General features: G+C 71.8%; 20 protein-coding genes. 7 read left to right on the top strand and 13 right to left on the bottom strand.

Features of this window, described 5'->3' with window-relative positions; all coding sequences use genetic code 11:
• Window positions 1-26: 26 nt before the first annotated feature.
• From IE277_RS39700 to IE277_RS39670, 7 genes are all read right to left on the bottom strand, one after another.
• Window positions 27-779: an ABC transporter ATP-binding protein gene (locus IE277_RS39700; protein WP_189958624.1), complete on the bottom strand. Its 753-nt coding sequence runs from the start codon at window positions 777-779 to the stop codon at window positions 27-29.
• Window positions 780-1012: 233 nt separating this feature from the next.
• Window positions 1013-2296: a sensor histidine kinase gene (locus IE277_RS39695; protein ID WP_189958598.1), complete on the bottom strand. Its 1284-nt coding sequence runs from the start codon at window positions 2294-2296 to the stop codon at window positions 1013-1015.
• Between the two features lie 5 nt (window positions 2297-2301).
• Window positions 2302-2967, bottom strand: coding sequence for a two-component system response regulator CseB (gene cseB, locus IE277_RS39690; protein ID WP_229882324.1), 666 nt, complete (start codon window positions 2965-2967; stop codon window positions 2302-2304).
• A gap of 186 nt (window positions 2968-3153) precedes the next feature.
• Window positions 3154-3642, bottom strand: coding sequence for a cupin domain-containing protein (locus tag IE277_RS39685; protein WP_189958622.1), 489 nt, complete (start codon window positions 3640-3642; stop codon window positions 3154-3156).
• 93 nt (window positions 3643-3735) lie between these two features.
• On the bottom strand, window positions 3736-4932 hold the full coding sequence (locus IE277_RS39680) for an MFS transporter (RefSeq protein ID WP_189958597.1): 1197 nt from the start codon (window positions 4930-4932) through the stop codon (window positions 3736-3738).
• Window positions 4933-5028: 96 nt separating this feature from the next.
• Window positions 5029-6516, bottom strand: a complete 1488-nt coding sequence (locus IE277_RS39675) for an FAD-dependent monooxygenase (protein ID WP_229882312.1) — start codon at window positions 6514-6516, stop codon at window positions 5029-5031.
• 139 nt (window positions 6517-6655) lie between these two features.
• Window positions 6656-7600 carry a LysR family transcriptional regulator gene (locus IE277_RS39670; RefSeq protein ID WP_189958621.1) on the bottom strand — a complete coding sequence of 315 codons (945 nt, stop codon included), beginning with the start codon at window positions 7598-7600 and terminating at the stop codon, window positions 6656-6658.
• A gap of 399 nt (window positions 7601-7999) precedes the next feature.
• Here IE277_RS39670 and IE277_RS39665 point away from each other — a divergent pair, with 399 nt between their 5' ends.
• On the top strand, window positions 8000-8491 hold the full coding sequence (locus IE277_RS39665; RefSeq protein ID WP_229882311.1) for a helix-turn-helix transcriptional regulator: 492 nt from the start codon (window positions 8000-8002) through the stop codon (window positions 8489-8491).
• A gap of 65 nt (window positions 8492-8556) precedes the next feature.
• Here the strand turns inward: IE277_RS39665 and IE277_RS39660 are convergent, their stop codons facing one another.
• The 6 genes from IE277_RS39660 to IE277_RS39635 form a co-directional block, all read right to left on the bottom strand.
• Window positions 8557-9597, bottom strand: a complete 1041-nt coding sequence (locus IE277_RS39660; RefSeq protein ID WP_189958594.1) for an amidohydrolase family protein — start codon at window positions 9595-9597, stop codon at window positions 8557-8559.
• Entirely contained in the window at window positions 9587-10015 is a 429-nt protein-coding gene (locus IE277_RS39655; RefSeq protein ID WP_189958593.1) for an ester cyclase, read from the bottom strand. The genes IE277_RS39660 and IE277_RS39655 overlap by 11 nt, the downstream gene beginning before the upstream one ends.
• Entirely contained in the window at window positions 10012-10992 is a 981-nt protein-coding gene (locus tag IE277_RS39650) for a fumarylacetoacetate hydrolase family protein (RefSeq protein WP_189958592.1), read from the bottom strand. Before IE277_RS39650 ends, IE277_RS39655 begins: the two co-directional genes overlap by 4 nt.
• 134 nt (window positions 10993-11126) lie before the next feature.
• A complete protein-coding gene (locus IE277_RS39645) occupies window positions 11127-12041 on the bottom strand; it encodes an MBL fold metallo-hydrolase (protein ID WP_189958591.1) in 915 nt (304 codons plus the stop codon).
• Window positions 12038-12667, bottom strand: a complete 630-nt coding sequence (locus IE277_RS39640; RefSeq protein ID WP_189958590.1) for a flavodoxin family protein — start codon at window positions 12665-12667, stop codon at window positions 12038-12040. The genes IE277_RS39645 and IE277_RS39640 overlap by 4 nt, the downstream gene beginning before the upstream one ends.
• 95 nt (window positions 12668-12762) lie before the next feature.
• Window positions 12763-14334: a bifunctional 3-(3-hydroxy-phenyl)propionate/3-hydroxycinnamic acid hydroxylase gene (locus IE277_RS39635; protein WP_189958589.1), complete on the bottom strand. Its 1572-nt coding sequence runs from the start codon at window positions 14332-14334 to the stop codon at window positions 12763-12765.
• 196 nt (window positions 14335-14530) lie between these two features.
• On the opposite strand from IE277_RS39635, the gene IE277_RS39630 reads away from it, so the two are divergent.
• The 6 genes from IE277_RS39630 to IE277_RS39605 form a co-directional block, all read left to right on the top strand.
• Entirely contained in the window at window positions 14531-15802 is a 1272-nt protein-coding gene (locus tag IE277_RS39630; RefSeq protein WP_189958588.1) for a beta-ketoacyl-[acyl-carrier-protein] synthase family protein, read from the top strand.
• The gene (locus IE277_RS39625; RefSeq protein ID WP_189958587.1) at window positions 15799-17079 is read left to right on the top strand and encodes a beta-ketoacyl synthase N-terminal-like domain-containing protein; all 1281 of its coding nucleotides are present in this window, start codon (window positions 15799-15801) and stop codon (window positions 17077-17079) included. The genes IE277_RS39630 and IE277_RS39625 overlap by 4 nt, the downstream gene beginning before the upstream one ends.
• 72 nt (window positions 17080-17151) lie before the next feature.
• The gene (locus IE277_RS39620; protein ID WP_189958586.1) at window positions 17152-17415 is read left to right on the top strand and encodes an acyl carrier protein; all 264 of its coding nucleotides are present in this window, start codon (window positions 17152-17154) and stop codon (window positions 17413-17415) included.
• Window positions 17416-17514: 99 nt separating this feature from the next.
• Window positions 17515-19035, top strand: coding sequence for an acyl-CoA carboxylase subunit beta (locus IE277_RS39615; protein WP_229882323.1), 1521 nt, complete (start codon window positions 17515-17517; stop codon window positions 19033-19035).
• Window positions 19036-19043: 8 nt separating this feature from the next.
• Complete coding sequence (locus IE277_RS39610) at window positions 19044-19244, top strand: acyl-CoA carboxylase subunit epsilon (RefSeq protein WP_189958584.1); 201 nt, start codon at window positions 19044-19046, stop codon at window positions 19242-19244.
• 63 nt (window positions 19245-19307) lie between these two features.
• On the top strand, window positions 19308-20045 hold a 738-nt coding region (locus IE277_RS39605), incomplete at its 3' end, for an ATP-binding protein (protein WP_308433463.1).

The raw sequence follows: 20045 nt of genomic DNA, 5'->3' as shown, positions 1-20045 counted from the left end.
AAGAATCGAAGATGCGTGGAGAGGGGTCAGCTGGTGCGCGACCGGGTGTCGAACGTCCTCATGACGTCGAGGACCCGGTCCGGGGTGGGGTGCACCATCTCGTCCACCAGGCGGCCGTCGGAGAGGAAGACGACGCGGTCGGCATAGCCGGCGGCGACGGGGTCGTGGGTGACCATGACCACGGTCTGGCCCAGCTCACGCACCGAGTCGCGCAGGAAGCCGAGGACCTCGGCGCCGGCCCGGGAGTCGAGGTTGCCGGTGGGTTCGTCGCCGAAGACGATCGCGGGCCGGGACACCAGGGCGCGCGCCACCGCGACGCGCTGCTGCTGTCCGCCGGAGAGCTGGGCGGGCCGGTGGTCCAGGCGCCCGGCGAGGCCGACCGTGGAGACCACGCGGTCCAGCCATTGCCCCTCGGGCCGGCGTCCGGCGATGGCCGAGGGCAGGGTGATGTTCTCCAGCGCGGTCAGCGTCGGCAGCAGGTTGAACGCCTGGAAGACGAAGCCGATCCGGTCGCGGCGCAGTCGGGTGAGCTGCCGGTCGCCGAGCGTGCTCAGTTCGGTGGTGCCGATGCGTACGGAGCCTGAGCTGGGCGTGTCGAGACCGGCGGCGCAGTGCATCAGGGTGGACTTGCCGCAGCCGGAGGGGCCCATGATCGCGGTGAACTCGCCCTCGCGGAAGGCGATGCTGACCCGGTCCAGGGCGACGACCCGGGTGTCGCCGCTGCCGTAGACCTTGGTCAGGTCGGTGGTGGCGGCCGCGATCCCCGGCGCCGTGTGCAGCGCGTGTGGGGCAAAGCGGTCGACGGGGCCGGCGGGGTAGACGGGGTCGGCGCTCACGGGGACTCCTCTTCGGGTGCGGAACGGTGCACTCCGAAGGGTGTCGGGGGAACGTATCGGGGTCTGAGCCCGTGTGTATCGGCTGCCGCGCCGCTTCGTAGCAGTTCTGTAGGGGCAGCTCTGCGGGGGCAGTTCTGCGGGGCGGCGGGCGGCGGTCAGCCCGGCACGCCCGGCGGTCAGTCCGGCAGGCGCAGGGTGGCGACGGCGCCGCCGTCGGGGGCGTTGTCCAGGCGCAGTTCGGCGCCGAGCAGCCGGGCCTGTCCCAGCGCGATGGTCAGGCCGAGGCCGTGGCCCGTGCCGCGCTCGCCGGCGCCGGTGTGGAAGCGGCGCGGGCCGTCCCGCAGCAGCTCCTCCGGGAAGCCGGGGCCGTGGTCGCGTACGACGACGGTACGGCCCTCGACGGTGACCCGCACCGGGCCGTTCCCGTGCCGGTGGGCGTTGCCGACGAGGTTGCTGACGATCCGCTCCAGGCGCCGCGGATCGGTCTCCACGCTCTCCCCGCGCCCGGCGTCACCGGCGTCAATGTCGTCACCGGCGCCGCCGTCGACGGTGACCTCGGTGTCGAGGCCGGTGCGGGCGACGGCCTCGGAGACGACGGCGCCGAGCGGCACCCGGGCGCGCACGGGCTCTTCGACGCCGGCGTCCAGGCGGGAGATCTCCAGCAGATCCTCGACCAGACCGCGCAGATCGCGGACCCGGGCCCGCAGCAGATCCTCCGTCTCGCCCGGTGGCAGCAGGTCCGCGGCGGCCAGCAGACCGCCGACCGGGGTGCGCAGCTCATGGGCCACGTCCGCGGTGAACCGCCGCTCGGTGCGCAGCCGCCTGCCGAGGCTGTCGGCCATGAGGTCGACGACGGCGGCGATGTCGGCCACCTCGTCGCGGCCCTTGGTGGGCCCGGTCCGGGCGTCGAGGTCACCGGCGGAGATGCGGCCCGCGGTCTCGGAGACCCGCCGCAGCCTGCGGGCGAGCAGCCCGGCCCCGTAGACCGCGAACGGGGTGGCCAGCGCGAGCGCGGCCAGCGAGGCCACCGTCATGATCAGGTCGAGCCGGCGCAGGGTGTAGAGGTCGCCGCTCATGTTGACCTGGACGGCGAGGACCGGACTGCCCGGGCCGCCGGTCCGCTGGGCGCCCCAGACGCTCGGCCCGGAGTTTCCCTCGACGTGCCCGTCGTAGGCCGTGTGCCGGGCGCCGTCGGCCGGGTGGGCGAGGGGCGCGGGCAGGTCGGCCGGGTCCAGCCGGGCGCCGTCCGCCAGCGCTCCGGTGCGCCGGTAGACGTCCATGGCCGAGTACACGGTGTTGAACGCCTGCGCCTCGGCCCGGTCGCGGATGTCGTGTGCGGTCCACAGGTGCACCAGCACGCCCACCGCCGCCACGACGAGGCAGGCGGTGGCCGCGGCCAGCGCGGCGATCTTCCACCGCAGGGACGCGCGCCCGGCCCACAGCCGCTGATACCGACGCATCCGTCTCAGCGCCTGAACTTGTAGCCGAACCCGCGCACCGTCTCGATCCGCTCCCGGCCCAGCTTCCGGCGCAGCCGCTGCACACACAGGTCCACGACGCGGCTGTCACCGTCCCAGCCGTACTCCCAGACGTCGCGCAGCAGGGTGTGCCGTTCCAGTACGACGCCCGGGTGGGCGGCGAACTCCAGCAGCAGCTTCAGCTCGGTCGGGGTCAGCGCCACCCGGTCGCCGCGGACGGACACCTCCATGCCGGCGGTGTCGATGGTCAGCTCCCCGAAGACCAGCACGTCCCCCTCGGCCGCCGGTCCCTCGCCCCCGGCGCGCTCCGGTCCCGGCACGGGCGCGTACGTCGCCCTGCGCAGCAGCGAGCGGATGCGGGCGACGAGCACGTACGTGTCCACGGGCTTGACCACGTAGTCGTCCGCGCCGGCCTCCAGACCGGCGACGACATCGAGTCCGTCGCCCCGGGCGGACATCATCAGCACCGGCACCAGGCTCGTCTCCCGGACCCTGCGGCACAACCCGATCCCGTCCAGGCCGGGCAGCATCACATCCAGGATCAGCAGGTCGAAGTCCTCGTCCCGGAACAGTTCGAGCCCCGTGAGACCGTCGGCCGCGGCCTTCATCTCGTAGCCGTAGCGCTCCAGCGCGACGCTGAAGGAGCGGCGCATCAGGTCGTCGTCCTCCACCAGCAGCACCCGGACCGGGCGGGAAGAGGACACGGCGGAGGACTCCTGTTCGCGGGTTCGGGCGGCTCGGGCGGCCCATGCGGCCCGGACGGGACGGCTCGGGCGCCTCTTCAGGAACGATACGACAGGCGCCGGAGCCGCCGGCCGAGGCACACAGCGGGCCCGCGGTCAGGCCGCGATCGTGGTGAGCTGTTCGATGCCGTGGCGGTTGCGGAGTTCGACGACGGCCTCGGTGCCGGCCCGGCCGTTGACCAGGCCGGCCAGTTCGCGCAGATAGTCCTCGTGGCCGGCCGGGAAGGACAGGAAGAGCATCCGGGCCTCGGTGTCGGTCGGGTTGGCGAACGCGTGGGGGCAGCCCGGCGGCACGAAGATCATGCTGCCGGGGCCGGCCCGCAGCACGCTCCGGCCGTCGCGGGAGCGCCACTCGCGCCAGTTGTCGCCGCTGATGTCCACCGGTTCGAAGGCGAGCAGGTCGAGTTCGCCCTCCAGGACGTAGAAGATCTCCTCGCCGTGGTCGTGGCGGTGGGCGCCGACGTCAAACCCCGGGGGGACGACGACCTCGAAGGCCGAGTTCAGCTTGGCGTCCTTCGCGGAGACCTTCACCTCGATCTGGAGCCCGCCGATCGTGATCCGGTCGCCCGAACCCGGTTCCATCATCAGTCCGTCGGTCACGTGTGACACCTCTGATGCCTCTGACACCTCTGACACCTTTCCACTGCGTATGTCACTTCTGAAGGTCACTTCTGAAGGTCATTTCTGATTGTTCAGCTGGGGCTGTCGGACGGACAGGGTCTCGGGGCCCTGTCCGTGCCGGGTGGCCGTGGTGACGACGACGGCCATGACGAGTCCGACCAGGGCGAGCAGGGCGCCGAGCCAGACCGGCGAGGTGTAGCCGAGGCCGGCCGAGATGGTGAGCCCGCCCAGGTAGGCGCCGAGGGAGTTGGCGATGTTGAACGCGGACTGGACGGAGGCGGAGACCAGCGAGGCGCTGTCGGGGGCCTTGCTCATGATGAAGGTCTGCATGATCGGGCCGAGGCTGAACCCGGCGACGCCGGCGGCGAAGAGCCCGATGGCCGCGGTGACCTTCAGAGGGACGGCCAGCGCGAACAGCACCAGGACGACGGTCAGCGCGGCCAGGGCGGTGTACAGGCTGGGGATCAGGGCGCGGTCGGCGGCGCGGCCTCCGATGACATTGCCCACGGTCATGCCCACGCCCAGCAGGACCAGCAGCCAGCTGACCGAGGCGGAGCTGAAGCCGCCGGCCTCGGTCAGCAGCGGGGCGACATAGCTGTAGACGGTGAAGATGCTGGCGAAGCCGACGGTGACGGTGCCCAGCGCCAGCCACACCTCGCCGCGGCGGAACACGGCGAGTTCGTCGCGGGCGCGGGTCGGGGCCGCCTTCTCCTGCCGGGGGATCAGCACGGCGATGGCGAGCACGCTGAGCACACCGATGACGGCGACGACCACGAACGCCGAGCGCCAGCCCATCCTGGTGCCGAGATAGGTGCCGAGGGGGACACCCGCGATGTTGGCGAGGGCGAGGCCGAGGAACATCATCGACACCGCCTTGGCGGTGCGGTCCGCGGAGACCATGCCCGCGGCGACGACGGCGCCCACCCCGAAGAACGCCCCGTGCGGGAGCCCGGCCACGAACCGGGTCACCAGCATGACCGGTTCGTCGGGGGCGAGCGCGGTCGCGATGTTGCCGACGGTGAACAGGCCCATCAGCGACAGCAGCGTGGTCTTGGCGGGCAGCCGGCGGGCGGCCAGGGTGAGCAGCGGGGCGCCGATGACCACGCCGAGGGCGTACGCCGAGACCAGATATCCGGCGTCGGGGATGGAGACGTCCAGGTCGTGCGCGATGGTCGGCAGCAGGCCCATCACGACGAACTCGGTGGTGCCGATGCCGAAGGCGGCCAGGGCGAGTGCGGCCAGTGCGAGGGGCACGGGTCCTCCTCCTAGGGACGGGCAGGCGGAAATTTGACGACAGGACCCAGGACCTCTGGGGACGAGCGGTCGGGGAGCTGGGGCGGCGAGGGTCGGTCAGGTGCGGGCCGGCCCGGCCCAGTCGGTCAGGGCGGTGCGCAGGTCCGCGCCGGGGAAGGGTTCGTCACCGGCCCAGGCGAGATGGCCGTCGGGGCGGATGAGCAGGACGGCGGCCTCCGCGCCGTCCGCCCGGGCGGCGACGGCCCGTACCCGGTCGCTCCAGGGTTCGGCGGTGCGTACGGCGGCGGAGGTGCCGGTGAGGTCCAGCAGCAGCGGGCGTCCCTCGCGCAGCAGTTCCGCCAGGCGTACGGTCCCGGCCTCGGTCTTGAGCCGCCGGTCGGCGACGAAGATGCCGACGCGCGGGTCGTCGCCGCCGCCGTAGTGGACGTCGGTGCCGTAGACGGCGTCGGTCAGACGGTTGTTGACGTCGTCGAAGCCCAGGAGTTCGGCGACCAGTTCGCGCAGCGCGTCGACCTGGGCGCCGGGGCGCATCAGGGCGACCTGGGCGCGGGTGTTGTGCAGGACGCGGGCGGCGACCGGGCGCCGCTCGGTGTCGTAGGTGTCCAGGAGCCCGGGGCGGCCCTGGCAGGCGGCCGCGAGCTTCCAGCCGAGGTTCACCGCGTCCTGGAGGCCGAGGTTGGCGCCCTGGCCGCCCGCGGGGAAGTGCACATGTGCCGCGTCTCCGGCGAGCAGGACGCGCCCGGTGCGGTACTGCGCGGCCAGCCGGGTGCTGTCGGTGAAACGGGAGACGAAGCGGACGTCGGTGAACTGGAGGCGCTCACCGGTGATGCGGTGGACGGCCTCGGTCAACTCCTCGATCGTGGGCGGGGTTTCGGGCACGGGGCGGTCCCACTCGGTGGTGGAGATACGGCCGTCGGGCATCCGCATGAACCAGCCGCGCTCGTGCCGCTGCCAGCCCATGGGCAGCCGGTCCTGATCGGTGACCGTGCCGAGGCCCATCCAGCTCACCGTCTGGGGTTCGGTGCCCGGGAAGTCGATGCCGGCGAGCTTGCGCACGGTGCTGCGTCCGCCGTCGCAGCCGACCACATAGCCCGCCCGGATCACGCTGGTGCCCTGTGCGTCGTGCACCGTGACCGCCACACCGCCGGCGTCCTGCGCGAGCCCCACGACCTCGGCGCCATGGCGGACGACGGCCCCGGTGCCGGTCGCCCGGCGGGTGAGGATGGCCTCGGTGGCCTCACGGGAGAGCGCCAGTTCCTGGGGCTGTTCGGTGGTGACGGTGCCACGGCCCAGCACGAAGAGCCCGGCGAAGTGCCCGCGTGCGGAGGTGTTCGCCAGCCGGCGGCGATATTCGTCCAGATTGGCCGTGGCCTTTTCCGCGGCCATGAAATCCGCGAGCAGATTCCGGCGGTCCATTATTTCCAGGGTGCGGGCATGGATCGTCAGCGTCCTCGGCTCGTTGGCCCCGGGCGCGAGACGCTCCACGACCAACGTGGACACCCCGTGCAGACGCAGCTCGCAGGCGAGCATCAGGCCGACCGGTCCACCGCCGGAGATGAGGACGTCGTAATCATTGCTCTGCATATCCAGCACCAGCCTGCCTACCTTGTCCGGAAATTCATACACCGCTGAGCAGCGTCAATTTCCACGGTATCCGCAGGCACGAGCGTCACAAAATGCAATCCTGATAAGGCAGCATTGCGGATGGCGGCAATCCAATTGTTCAGGGGGCGGCCGGGCCGCCGTCGGGGTGCGCCGGGCCGTCGGTCTGCCGGCTTTCGAAGACGCTGCGCACACAGTGCCTGAACCACGTGTGGGTGGGGTCGGCCTGGTGCCGGATGTGCCAGGACTGCGCGACGACGATCGGCGGGAGCTGCAGCGGAATGCGCAGCGTGCGCAGATCGAGCAGGGAGACGGCCTCGCGGCTCAGCCGCTCGGCGGCCAGCCCCACCAGGTCGCTCCGCGCGAGCATGTGCCAGGAGGCGACCCAGCTCGGCACGACGGAGACCACCTGCCGGTGCAGCCCGTACTCGGCGAGGTGGTCGTCGATGGGGCCGGCGAGCCGGCCGCGCCGGGAGACGCTGATGTGCTGGGCCGCGGCGAATCGCTCCCGGGTCACCTCGCCGCGCAGCAGCGGGTGCCCGGCCCGCACCACGGCGCGCACCCGGTCGACCATGAGCCGTTCGCTGTTGACCTCGGCGGAGGCGAAGTCGGCCACGCTGAGCACCAGGTCGGTGGCGCCCTCGCGCAGCTTCGGGGTGCTGTCGCCGGAGTCCTCCGGGACGAACCGGACCGTGACATTGGGGGCCTGGCGGTGGATGGTGCTCAGCAGCGGCTGGGCGAGCGCCCCGATCACCATGTCGTTGGCCTGCACGGTGAAGGTCGTCTTCAGCGAGGTCAGGTCGGGCGCCCCGGTCTCCGCGAACATCCCGTTGGCCTGTTCGACCAGCGAGCGCACCTGCTCCCGGACCGCCAGGGCGCGGGGCGTCGGCACCATCTGGCGGCCCGCGCGGACCAGGAGCGGGTCACCGAAGGCCCGGCGCAACCGGGCCAGGGTCCGGCTCATGGTCGGGGTGGAGGTCCGCATCCGCTCCGCGGCACCGGTGACGCTGCCCTCCTCCAGCAGTGCGTCGAGGGCGGTGAGGAGGTTCAGGTCCACGGATTTCATCTGGCGCAACCCCCGATTATCACGATTGATCTGGACGACAAGCCCCGGGCCGGTTTATTGTACAAGGAAAGTAAATTTCGGGGGTCGAAAATAAGTCAGTCACGGCCGCCGGGTGACTTCCGTCTCACGGTGGATCTTCACAGCGGAGTACGAGGTACCGTTTCGACAGTGCAGCCGATCTGCACAAATCATTCCGTGATGGGCACTCCGCTGCATGGACAACTTTACTGGAAAGGATTTGACCAGGAGCGCCTAGCTCACCAAATGGGGGAAACAAAAAGCATGACAGGCAATGCCGTACGCGAATTCCAGGTGTCTGTTTCCGATGGTCGTTCCCATGCCGGTCCTCGATCCGAACCCGTCTCGAAATGCTCCTGCGGAGCGCCGGTCCACCCCTATGTGATCCTGCGGAACGGTGCCGCCCAGCCCTGCGACAGCCCGGCCGACGGGGACTTAGTCCTGTGGCGGATCCGCAAGGAGCACAGGAAGGATCTCGCACACGTTCCCTGTCTGGTGAACACGTGGGGGTCCGTACTGATCTCGCCGCCGGCGGGCAGGGCCACCGCCGATGAGGCCGATGAGCAGGAACTCCTGGGAGATGTCTCCGACCGGGAGCGGGACATCATGAATGTCCTCTCGCGCGGCTTCACCAACACCGAGATCGCGCGCGAGTTGTTCATCAGCGAGAAGACTGTCAAGAACCACATCAACCGGCTGTTCGCCAAGCTGGGGGCCCGCCACCGGGCCGAGGCCATGGCGATCTGGCTGGGTCTGGCGCGTTCCTCGAAGACGGACGACGACGCGGGTACGGCCGAGGACGAGCGGTGCGGGAGCGAACCCTCCCGCCGTTCCCCGGCCGCACGACGGGGGCGCTGTCACATGACCACGTGACGAAGCCGGAAGTCACATGGCCACGTGACGAAGCCGGAACGGGGGGCGGCGGGCCGCCGCCGCCCTCACGCCGCGGTCAGCCGGGGAAAGAGCGTGGCGGCGGTCTCCCGGGCCACGGCACTCCGCTGCCGCTCGTCCAGCAGGCCCGTGCGATCCAGTTCGCCCTGCCAGCGGTGGACCGGCTCCCGGGGGAAGAACGGCAGATCGGTGCCGTACAGCAGGCGCAGCGGGTCCGCGATACGCAGCAGCGTGTCCAGCTGCCGGGGCAGCACCGGCCCCGCCAGGTCGTAGTACAGCGAGCGCAGCGCGCCGAGCACATCGACCTCGGTGTCCGGATGCATGGCCGCGGTCAGCGCCGCCACCCGGTCGGCGAGCACGCCCAGCGTCGCTCCGGCGTGCGGCACGATCCACCGCACCTCGGGGAAGTCGGCCAGCGACCCCGACAGCACCAGGTCGATGACACACCGGGTGGTGTCGAAGGGGAACTCCAGCAGCGCGCTCGGCGGGCGGCGGACGCCCGGGGCCGGCACGGCCGGCGCCGAGGTCGGGTGCAGCAGCACGGTGGCGCGGCGCCGGGCGAGTTCGGCGAGGACCGGCCGGAACGAGGGATCGCCCAGGTAGCGGCCGTCGTAGTTGGTGAACAGGACGTACCCATGGACCTCGGGCAGGTCCGCCACCGCCGCGATCTCCGCCAGCGCGGCGTCCGTGTCGGGCAGCGGCAGACAGGCCAGCAGGCCGAGCCGGCCCCCTGAGTCGGCGACGAGCCCGGCGCACTCGGTGTTGAACCGGCGGGCCAGGTCCGCGGCCCGCCCGGGATCACCGAAGTTCACCCCGGGGGACGGAATGCCGACGGCCGCGGCCCGCACCCCCAGGCGGTCCATGTCCTCCAGCGCCCCGGCGAGGGACCACGCGGGCAGGCCGGGCATGCCGTCCCGGTGGGCGGGCGGGGCGTCGTGCCAGGCCCGGTCGAAGGAGGGCGGCACCAGATGGGCGTGGACGTCGATCCAGCCCCCGCCGTCCCGCCCGGCGCCGCCCTTCCCGGCCCGGCCGTGGCTAGGCCCCGCCCCCAGGCAGGCGGGAGTTTGAGGACAGGGCCTAGTCGCCATGGGGGGTGCCGTCCGCGTCGACGCCCAGTGCGGCCCGCATGCTGTCCAGCTCCCGTACGGACCAGTGCTCGACGACCTTGCCGCCGGCGATCCGCAGGACGTGCGCGGCCTGCACGCGCATCGTGCGCCCCGTCGGCGGCCGCTCGCCGAACGGGCCGGTGTGGGTGCCGCTGACGATCTCGTACACCAGGACCTTGTCCCCGTCCGCGAGCACATGCTCGGTGCGGATGCGGACATCGGGGAAGGCGGTCTTGAAGCGGACCGCGGACTCCTTGAGGTTCTCCCGCTCGAAGGCGTTACGGCCGAACATCGGGCTGTGGTCGACCAGATCCTCGGCGATCAGCTCGTGGATCACCGGGACGTCGGCGTCCTGCAGCGCGGTGAACAGCCTGCGGGCGATGGCCGCGTTGTCCGTCATCGCCCGGCCCCCGCCCGCTTGCGGGGAGTGGGCTGCCAGCGCACCGGGTCGGGCGCGCCGACGGTGTTCTCCAGCCGGCCCACGCCGTCGATCTCCAGGCGTACGGTGTCGCCGGGCTCCAGCCTGCGGCCCAGCTCCCAGCCGCTGCCGCCGGCCACCGTGCCGGTGCCGATCACCTCACCGGGCACCAGCGGCTCCGAGCGGGAGGCGTAGCTGAGGATCTCCTCGATGCTCCACACCAGCGAGCCGCTGTTCCCGCGGGACCACTCCTCGCCGTTGACGTAGGCGGTCATCGTCAGGTCGGTGAGGTCGAGTTCGTCGACGGTGACCACCCAGGGGCCCAGCGCGGTGGAGAAGTCCTTGCCCTTGGCCGGCCCCAGCCGCCCCTCCATCTCGTGGCGCAGCAGGTTGCGGGCGCTGAAGTCGTCGAAGACGGTCACCCCGAACAGGGCGGTGCGGGCCGTCTGCGGGGTGAGGTCGCGGGCCGGGGAGCCGATGACGAGGCCGAGTTCGAGCTCGTAGTCCAGGTGCTCGCAGCCGGCCGGCCAGACGATCCGCTCACCGGGGCCGACGATCGTCGACGGGTTGATCTTGAAGAAGAGCGGCACCTCGAACCACACGTCGGGGGCGGTGGCCTCGTGGTTCTTGAAGGCGTTGAAGTCCCGCAGCACCGGCGGGTCCACCGGCGCCAGCCACCGCACCTCGGACAGGGGGATACCGAGAGCCGGGTCGGCGTCCCTCAGGACCCGGTCGGCCGCCTCCCGGAAAGCGGGGCCGCTCTCCAGCGCCTCCGTCAGGCTGCCGGGGAACTGTGCGGCGGCCAGCCGCACGGCCCGGCGCGGCGAGGCACCGGCGTCGATCAGCCTGCGCCGCTCCTCGGCGGCCAGGTCGAGCACCGTACCGGTCTCCGGGTGCACCGACACCAGCCGGGGCACCGGCCCGTCGGGGCCGTCCCGCAGTACACGTCCGATCTTCATGTCGCTCTCTTCGTCGAGGAGTTGTCGTACGGAGTTGTCGTGCGCAGTTGTCGTAGGGAGGTGTCGTAGGGAGGTGTCGTACGGCGTCGCCGCACGGAGTTGTCGCCCGAGGCGGGGGCGCGGGCGCGGGCAGGTCAGGCCAGGCAGCGCAGCGGGCGGCCGGCGAAGGCGGTCATCATCGGCGCGATCTCCGCCCGCCGCAGCGGGGTCCCGATCGGCTCGCCGGCCATCTCCGAGTACGTCCGGGCGATGTTGGCGACCAGGCGCTCACTGTCCTGCCATGCGGCGTACGGCCCGAGGTCCACCGCCCGCGCCGCGTCGAGGGGGTTCAGTCCGCGCTCACGCCCGCTGCGGGCCGCGTCCGCCACGAAGTCGAAGTAGTCCTCGGCGGCGTCGAAGACCTCGGGGCCCGCGAGCGGGCCGTGTCCGGGGACCACCACCTCGGGCCGCAGCGCGCGCAGGGTGCGCAGCGCGCTGCGCATCCCGGACAGGGAACCGTCGGTGATGACCGGGGTGCAGCCGTTGAAGATGATGTCGCCGACGAAGAGCACCCGCCGCTCGGGCAGCCACACCACCACATCGCCCAGCGTGTGGGCCGGAGCCACCGGGATGATCTCGGCCGTGAGTCCGCCGAGTTCGAGGGTGAGACGGTCCGCGCACAGCACCGTCGGCGGGCTGATCCGGATGTCGCCCCACTCCACGGTGCCGAAGTACGGTACGACGGCCAGGCCCTCGCTGATGATCTTGTCCCGGCAGTACGGGTGCCCGATGACGGCGGCGTCGGGGAACTGGTAGTTGCCGAAGGTGTGGTCACCGTGGTGGTGGGTGTTGACCACATACCGCACCGGTGCGCCGCCGACCCGGGCGATCTCCTCGCGCAGCCGTGTGGTGCGCCGCTCGGTGAAGCAGGTGTCGACCAGCAGCACGCCCTCGTCCGTGCTGACGACACCGCAGTTGTTGAGACCCCATCCCCAGTCGGGCTGGGTGAAGGCGTGGACGTTGTCGGTCACCGGGGAGAGCCGCCCCAACTCGGCTGTCTGCGCTGTCATGCCGCTCCTGTTCGTACGCCGTCGGCCGGCAGGCGCGTACCGGCGGTGAGCGCCGCGCTCACCCCGGCCACCCGCCTGCCGAGCAGCCGGCAGGTTTCGAGGTCGGACGGGTGCACACCCTCGTCGCCCAGATCGGCGGGGGTCTGCGCACCGGCGCCGAGGAAGATTCCCAGGCGGTTGGGGTCGTTCATGCTGTCGGTGCTCGCGCTGTAGCCGGGCTTGAGGCCGAGGTTGACCCAGTGCATCCCGTGCTGGGCGGCCAGGATGGCCAGTGCCTGCAGCACCTGGAGTTTGTCGCCGCTCAGACAGCCGGAGTTGGAGAAGCCGGCCGCGACCTTGTCCCGCCACGCTCCGTCCAGCCAGCGGCGCGAGGTGGCTTCGGCGAAGGCCTGGAACTCCGAGGAGACGTTGCCCATGTAGGTCGGGCAACCGAAGACGATCGCGTCGGAGGCGTCCAGGAGGCGCCAGCCGTCGTCGTCGACCCGGTCGACCGCGAGCACATGGGTCCGCGCCCCGGTCTGCCGCGCCCCGTCGGCCACGGCGGCGGCCAGGACGGCGGTGTGCCCGTGCCGCGAGTGGTAGGCGACGCTGACCGTCGCTCCCGGTGTCTGTCGTATGTCCGGCATGGTGGGTCTTCCTCGATAGCGGATGGGCGAAGGCCGGTTCGGCGAAGGCGGTTCGGCAGAGTCGGTTCGGCGCAGGCGGGGTGGGCCGCGCCGCTTCACACCCGGGCCGAGCGCCGGGCCGTCAGGGCGTGGGCGAGGTGCTCCAGCAGCTGTGTGCCGCCGCGCGTCCCGCGGGCGGATCCGTACACGTAGAAATCCGGGCGGACCAGTACGCAGTCGGCGCCGAGTTCGGCCAGCCAGTCGCCGTAGGCCCCCGTCACGTCGGTGACCGGGGCGGCCGATCCCGGCGGGCCCACATGGGCGAGGATCACCCCGGCCCGGTCCAGCGCGGCGCGCGGCTCCGGGGCGAGCGAGGTGAAGGCGGAGGCGGCCTCGGCGGAGCCGGCGAGCAGGACGAAGCCATGGCCGACGACCTCGTCGAACATCCCCTGCCGGCCGCCGAGCCGGACCTCGGCCTGTAGGGCCGGCCGGCCCGCCGTCGGGTCCTCGTGGGCGAAGGCCCGCGGCCCGGGGCGCGGGGGCGGGACCGGGGCCAGTGCGGGATCGGCCAGCTGGGCCCGCATCGTGGCGTTGCGCTGCTCGATCCGCTCCGGGTCCGAGGCGATGCACGGCCCGCCGACCTGGCGCGCCTGGTCCATACAGCTCTGGACGTCGTCCTTGCGGTCCGCGGTGAAGGTGTCGAGGACCGAGGCGTCGGCGGCGCCGCGGTACAGCAGGTCCAGCCGCCAGGCCAGCGCCGCGGCGTCCCGCATGCCCGAGCACATGCCCTGCCCGGCGAACGGCCACATGGCGTGGGCCGCGTCCCCGATCAGGAAGCAACGGCCGCGCTGCCAGGTGTCGGCCATCAGCTCGCGGAAGGTGACCACGGGCCGCCGCAGCAGGGTGAAGTCCTCGGGCCCGCCCCACGGGGCGAGCAGTTCCCAGGCCCTCTCCGCGGTGAAGTCCTCGCTCCGTTCGTGGTCGAAGAGCTGGAACTCGAAGCGGCGGTGCGAGGTTCCGAGGCGGAAGAGGCAGCCGGGCCGCTCGGGGTCCAGGAAGTGCCCGTTCTCGAACTCGAAGGACATCGGGTGCTTCTCCTGGACGTCCAGGACGAGCCGGCGGGGTCCGCCGCTGCCGCGGGTGACGGCGATGCCGAGCGCCTCGCGGACGAAGCCGTCCGCGCCGTCCGCGCCGACCAGGTGCCGGGCGCGGACGGTGCGGCGCTCGCCGGTCGCCGTGTCGGCGACGGTCAGTGTCACGCCGTCCGCGTCCTGGGCCAGCGCCACGGCCTCGGCACCGAACTCGACCGTGACCGAGGAGCAGTCCCGCACCCGCCGGTCGACGGCGGCCTCCAGGCAGGGCTGGTAGAAGCTCCAGTGCTCGCGCCAGCCGTGCCGGCCGATACCGCTCCAGTCGAAATGGCGCAGTAGTTCACCGCCGAATGCGGCGGTCCTGGTGTCATAGGTGTCCCAGCACCTGGAGTTCTCACGGATCTCGGCACCGGCACCGATTCTCTCCATGAGCCGCATGATTTCGTCGTCGATATGGATCGCGCGCGGCGAACAGGCGATGCCCGGCTGTTTCTCGAAGGCGACGACCTGGTGACCCGACTGCCCCAGGAGGGCACTCAGTGTCTGCGCCACCGGGCCGTATCCGACCACGGCCACATCACATCGTTGGACCAGCATGTGCACAGCGTTCCATCTGCCCCCTGAGCTGCACAGGGTCTCAGGGCCCAAACCCGCTGACGCAAACACCACGACGTGGCACTGGATGCCATTTGGGTCCGTAGGCCCTTCCTGGTGATGTCGACGCGGCGCAATCATTCAGGAGCACTAAGAAAATTCCCGCAATTCACGACGGTACTGCTGAGGGGATTCGAGCATGCTGCCGCCAAGGCGTGTAGTGATCACCGGAATCGGCGTGGTGGCGCCACGCGGAATCGGTGTCAAGAACTTCTGGGAAACCTTGACCAGCGGGCGGAGCGCCACCCGGAACATCACCGCGTTCGACGCCACCGGATTTCGCTCCCGTATCGCGGCGGAATGCGATTTCCTGCCCACGGAGCACGGGCTCACCCAGGAACAGGCCGCGCGCATGAGCCGGTCCTCCCAGTTCGCCCATGTCGCCGCGCGTGAGGCGCTCGCGCAGTCCGGTCTGGAGGTCACGGAGCGGGTCGCGGCCCGCACGGGCGTGGCACTGGGCAGCGCGGTGGGCTCGGTCCGCGAACTGGACCGCCTCTACCGGGAGATCAGCGGTGACGGCGCCTCCTGGGAACTGGCACCCGAGAAGGCCGGCCCGTATCTGGCGGACTACAACACCCCCAGCTCACTGGTCCGGGAGATCGCCTGGCTCACCGGCGCCCAGGGCCCGGCCGCGATGATCTCCGCGGGCTGCACCTCGGGGCTGGACGCCGTCGGGTACGCCTGCGAGATCCTGCGGGAGGGCAGCGCCGACGTCATGATCACCGGGGCCACCGACGCCCCGATCACGCCCATCACCGTGGCCTGCTTCGACGCGATCAAGGCCACCTCGCCGCACAACGACGACCCCGAGCACGCCTCGCGGCCCTTCGACCGCGACCGGGACGGATTCGTCCTCGGCGAGGGAGGCGCGGTCTTCGTGCTGGAGACCGCCGAGCACGCCCACGCCCGCGGCGCCCATGTCATCGCCGAGGTCGCCGCGTTCGCCGCCCGGTGCAACGCCCACCACATGACCGCGCTGCGCCCGGACGGCCGCGAGATGGCCGCCGCGATCGACTCCGCGCTGACCACGGCGCGGATCGCCCCCGAGGCCATCGACTACATCAACGCCCATGGCTCGGGCACCAAGCAGAACGACCGGCACGAGACGGCCGCGTACAAGCGCAGCCTGGGCGACGCCGCCCGCAGGACCCCGGTCAGCTCCATCAAGTCCGTGATCGGCCACTCCCTGGGCGCGATCGGCTCCATCGAGCTGGCGGCCTGTGCGCTGGCCATCGAGCACGGCGTCATCCCGCCCACGGCGAATCTGCACACCCCCGACCCCGACTGCGACCTGGACTACGTGCCCCTGGTGGCCCGCGAGCAGCGGGTCGATGTGGCGCTGAGCGTGGGCAGCGGCTTCGGCGGGTTCCAGAGCGCGGCCGTACTCGTCAAGGAGGGCGCCCACCGATGAACACAGGGCACACCGCAGCGCAGGAACCGACGGCCGCGGGGCGCGCGGCGACGCACCGTGACGCACTGCCGGTCTTCACCGGTCTGGCCGTCGCCGCCCCCAACGGTCTGGGCACCGATGCCTTCTGGTCCGCGACCCGCAAGGGCGTGGGCGGCATCGGCCCCATCACCCACTTCGACGCCGGCGCCTACCCGGTGCGGGTGGCCGGTGAGATCCACGGCTTCGACGCCAGGGAGCACATCCCCAGCCGGCTCGTCCCGGCCACGGACCGCGCCACCCAGTTGTCCCTGGTCACCACCGCGTGGGCGCTGGGCGACGCGGAGCTGGACCCCGCCGACTTCGGCGAGTTCGACGGCTCGGTGGTCACCGCCAACGCGGTCGGCGGCGTGGAGTTCATCCAGCGGGAACTGCAGAGCCTGTGGAGCAAGGGGCCCCGCTACGTCACCGCGTATATGTCGTACGCCTGGTTCTACGGCGTCAACACCGGCCAGATCTCCATCCGCCACCAGCTCAAGGGCCCGAGCGGGGTGGTCGTCACCGGTCAGGTCGGCGGCATCGACGCCCTCGCCCAGGCGCGCCGGCGGCTGCGGGACGGGCAGCGGTTCGTGGTGGCGGGCGGCGCGGACGCCCCGGTCTGCCCGTACGGCCTCACCGCGGGCATGACCGCCGGGAACCTGAGCACGGGCGAGGACCCGGACACCGCGTACGCCCCCTTCGACCGCTCCGCGCGGGGCCATGTGCCCGGCGAGGGCAGCGCCATGATGATCCTGGAGCCGCTCGGGGCCGCCCGGGAACGCGGCGCGCGGCACATCTACGGCGCCCTCACCGGCTACGGCGCCACCTTCGACCCGCACCCGGCCACCGGGCAGCCCCCGACCCTGGCCCGAGCCGCCCGGATCGCCCTGGACGACGCCGGACTGACCCCGGACGACATCGACGTGGTCTTCGCCGACGGAGCGGCCGAGGCCGCCGCCGACCGGGCCGAGGCCACCGCCCTCGTCGAGCTGTTCGGCCCGCGCCGGGTGCCGGTGACCCTGCCCAAGACCATGACCGGGCGCATGTACGGCGCCGGAGCCGCGACCGATGTCGTCAGCGCGCTGCTCGCCATCCGCGACGGGGAGATCCCGCCCACGATCGGCGGCGGCGACCTCGCCGGGGAGCTGGGCCTGGACCTGGTGACCGGCGGCCCGCGCCCGGCACGGCTGGACCACGCCCTGGTGCTCGCCCGCGGGGACGGCGGCTTCAACTCGGCCGCGGTGGTCTCCCGGGTCCCCTGAGCCACCCGCCGCCCCGGCCCGCACGACCCGCACTACCCCTCCCCAACTCGCCCTTCCTGAAAGGACATTGACATGAACTTCAGCCTCGACGGGCTTCGTACCATCCTCCGCGCCTGCGCGGGCGAGCCCGAGAACGGGGACCTCGACGGCGAGGTCGCCGCGATCACCTTCGAGGACCTCGGTTACGACTCCATAGCCCTGCTGGAGACCCTCTCCCGCATCGAGCAGGAATACGGCGTGGCGGTGGACGAGGCGCCGATGGACGAGCTGACCACACCGCAGGCCCTCGTCGACTACGTCAACAGCCGACTGGCGCGGGAGACCGCCCACGTCTGACCCACGGCGGCGCACCCGGCCGGGTGCGCCGCCCCCGGCCCACTTCTGGCATCCACGCACGGGGGACGACGCATGACGCAGGAATCGCTCAGCGAGCTGATGGACAAACGCCGGGCGGCGATCGACGGCCCGGATCCGCGCGCCACCGAGCGCCAGCACGCCAAGGGAAAGCTGACGGCCCGGGAGCGGATCGGCCTCCTCCTGGACGAGGGGTCCTTCCAGGAACTGGAACAGCTGCGCCGCCACCGCGCCCGCGGGTTCGGGCTGGAGGACAAGAAGCCCTACACCGACGGTGTCATCACCGGCTGGGGCACGGTGTTCGGGCGCACGGTGTTCGTGTACGCCCATGACTTCCGGATCTTCGGCGGCGCGCTCGGCGAGGCCCACGCGGACAAGATCCACAAGCTGATGGACCGGGCGATCGCCGCCGGCGCCCCGCTGGTGTCGCTCAACGACGGTGCCGGGGCCCGGATCCAGGAGGGTGTCACCGCCCTCGCGGGCTACGGCGGGATCTTCCAGCGCAATACCGAGGCGTCCGGTGTCATCCCGCAGATCAGCGTGATGCTCGGCCCGTGCGCCGGCGGCGCGGCCTACAGCCCCGCCCTGACGGACTTCGTGTTCATGGTCCGGGACACCTCGCAGATGTTCATCACAGGCCCGGACGTGGTCAAGGCGGTGACCGGGGAGGACATCACCCAGAACGGCCTGGGCGGCGCGGACGTCCACGCCCGCACCTCCGGCGTGGCCCACTTCGCGTACGACGACGAGGAGACCTGCCTCGAAGAGGTCCGCTACCTGCTCTCGATGCTCCCGCAGAACAACCGGGAGCTTCCCCCCTCGGAACCCTGCGCGGACCCCGCCGACCGGACCACCGACGTCCTGCGCGACCTGGTGCCGGCCGAGGGCAACCAGCCCTACGACGTGCGCGAGGTCGTGGCCGAGATCGTCGACGGCGGCGACTTCTTCGAGATCAGCGCGGGCTGGGCGGAGAACATCGTGTGCGCGCTGGCCCGGCTGGACGGCCAGGTCGTGGGCGTGGTGGCCAACCAGCCGCGGGCCCTGGCCGGGGTGCTGGACATCCACGCCAGTGACAAGGCCGCGCGCTTCGTCCAGTTCTGCGACTCCTTCAACATCCCGCTGGTGACGCTGGTGGACGTGCCGGGCTTCCTGCCCGGCGTGGACCAGGAGCACGGCGGCATCATCCGCCACGGCGCCAAGCTGCTGTACGCCTACTGCAACGCCACCGTGCCGCGGATCTCGGTGGTGCTGCGCAAGGCGTACGGCGGGGCGTACATCGTCATGGACTCGCGTTCCATCGGCGCGGACATCTCGCTGGCCTGGCCGGCCAACGAGATCGCGGTGATGGGCGCGGAGGGCGCCGCGAACGTCGTCTTCCGCCGCCGGATCGCCGAGGCGGACGACCCGGACGCCATGCGGGCCCAGATGGTCAAGGAGTACCGGGCCGAGCTGATGCATCCGTACTACGCCGCTGAGCGCGGCCTGGTCGACGATGTCATCGACCCCGCCGAGACCCGTCGGGTTCTCATCGGTTCCCTGGCCATGCTGCGTGCCAAGCACGTCGGACTGCCGAGCCGCAAGCACGGCAACCCACCCCAGTGACGGCCGGCATGACCGCACAGGAGCCTCTGATCCGCATCGAGCGCGGCACCCTCGACGACGACGGGATCGCCGTCCTGACCGCCCTCCTGCTGACCCGAACCGGACGGAACGACCAGCCGCGGCCCACCTCACGGACCACGCCGGCCCCCCTGTGGAGCGCGGTCGGACCGCACGCCCGCTACCGCTCTCCGGCGAGCTGGCAGCGCTGAACACCCCGGCGCCGAACGTCTCCTTCTTCCCCCCTCCCTCCCCCACGAAAGGCTGACCACGTCGTGCGCAAGGTGCTGATCGCCAACCGTGGCGAAATCGCTGTCCGCGTGGCCCGGGCCTGTCGGGACGCAGGGATCGCGAGCGTGGCCGTATACGCGGACCCGGACCGGGACGCATCGCATGTCCGCGCCGCGGATGAGGCGTTCGCCCTGGGCGGTGACACCCCGGCCACCAGCTACCTGGACATCGAGAAAGTCCTCAACGCGGCAGCGGAGTCGGGCGCGGACGCCGTCCATCCGGGCTACGGCTTCCTCTCGGAGAACGCCGACTTCGCCCAGGCCGTCCTCGACGCGGGCCTGATCTGGATCGGCCCGCCCCCGCAGGCCATCCGCGATCTGGGCGACAAGGTCGCCGCCCGCCACATCGCCCAGCGCGCCGGCGCCCCCCTGGTCGCCGGCACCCCCGACCCGGTGAGCGGCGCCGAGGAGGTCGTCGCCTTCGCCGAGGAGCACGGCCTGCCCATCGCCATCAAGGCGGCCTTCGGCGGCGGCGGACGCGGCCTCAAGGTCGCCCGCACCCTCGAAGAGGTCCCGGAGCTGTACGAGTCCGCGGTCCGCGAGGCGGTCGCCGCCTTCGGCCGCGGCGAATGCTTCGTCGAGCGCTACCTCGACCGCCCCCGGCACGTCGAGACCCAGTGCCTGGCCGACAAACACGGCAACGTGGTCGTCGTATCGACACGTGACTGCTCCCTGCAGCGCCGGCACCAGAAGCTGGTCGAGGAGGCCCCGGCGCCGTTCCTC

The sequence above is a fragment of the Streptomyces alanosinicus genome (assembly GCF_014650595.1).
In the GTDB taxonomy this organism is placed as follows: domain Bacteria; phylum Actinomycetota; class Actinomycetes; order Streptomycetales; family Streptomycetaceae; genus Streptomyces; species Streptomyces alanosinicus.
Note: the sequence above shows the minus strand (reverse complement) of the source record. Positions and strands in the feature narration are given on the sequence as shown.

Coding starts and splice junctions, on each gene's coding strand:
- IE277_RS39660 (WP_189958594.1), bottom strand. CDS start 9,597: ATGGCGACTAGGCCCTGTCCTCAAACTCCCGCCTGCCTGGGGGCGGGG.
- IE277_RS39630 (WP_189958588.1), top strand. CDS start 14,531: ATGCTGCCGCCAAGGCGTGTAGTGATCACCGGAATCGGCGTGGTGGCG.
- IE277_RS39610 (WP_189958584.1), top strand. CDS start 19,044: ATGACCGCACAGGAGCCTCTGATCCGCATCGAGCGCGGCACCCTCGAC.
- IE277_RS39615 (WP_229882323.1), top strand. CDS start 17,515: ATGGACAAACGCCGGGCGGCGATCGACGGCCCGGATCCGCGCGCCACC.
- IE277_RS39685 (WP_189958622.1), bottom strand. CDS start 3,642: ATGATGGAACCGGGTTCGGGCGACCGGATCACGATCGGCGGGCTCCAG.
- IE277_RS39695 (WP_189958598.1), bottom strand. CDS start 2,296: ATGCGTCGGTATCAGCGGCTGTGGGCCGGGCGCGCGTCCCTGCGGTGG.
- IE277_RS39670 (WP_189958621.1), bottom strand. CDS start 7,600: ATGAAATCCGTGGACCTGAACCTCCTCACCGCCCTCGACGCACTGCTG.
- IE277_RS39655 (WP_189958593.1), bottom strand. CDS start 10,015: ATGACGGACAACGCGGCCATCGCCCGCAGGCTGTTCACCGCGCTGCAG.
- IE277_RS39650 (WP_189958592.1), bottom strand. CDS start 10,992: ATGAAGATCGGACGTGTACTGCGGGACGGCCCCGACGGGCCGGTGCCC.
- IE277_RS39675 (WP_229882312.1), bottom strand. CDS start 6,516: ATGCAGAGCAATGATTACGACGTCCTCATCTCCGGCGGTGGACCGGTC.
- IE277_RS39645 (WP_189958591.1), bottom strand. CDS start 12,041: ATGACAGCGCAGACAGCCGAGTTGGGGCGGCTCTCCCCGGTGACCGAC.
- IE277_RS39640 (WP_189958590.1), bottom strand. CDS start 12,667: ATGCCGGACATACGACAGACACCGGGAGCGACGGTCAGCGTCGCCTAC.
- IE277_RS39620 (WP_189958586.1), top strand. CDS start 17,152: ATGAACTTCAGCCTCGACGGGCTTCGTACCATCCTCCGCGCCTGCGCG.
- IE277_RS39635 (WP_189958589.1), bottom strand. CDS start 14,334: ATGCTGGTCCAACGATGTGATGTGGCCGTGGTCGGATACGGCCCGGTG.
- IE277_RS39625 (WP_189958587.1), top strand. CDS start 15,799: ATGAACACAGGGCACACCGCAGCGCAGGAACCGACGGCCGCGGGGCGC.
- cseB (WP_229882324.1), bottom strand. CDS start 2,967: ATGCGCCGCTCCTTCAGCGTCGCGCTGGAGCGCTACGGCTACGAGATG.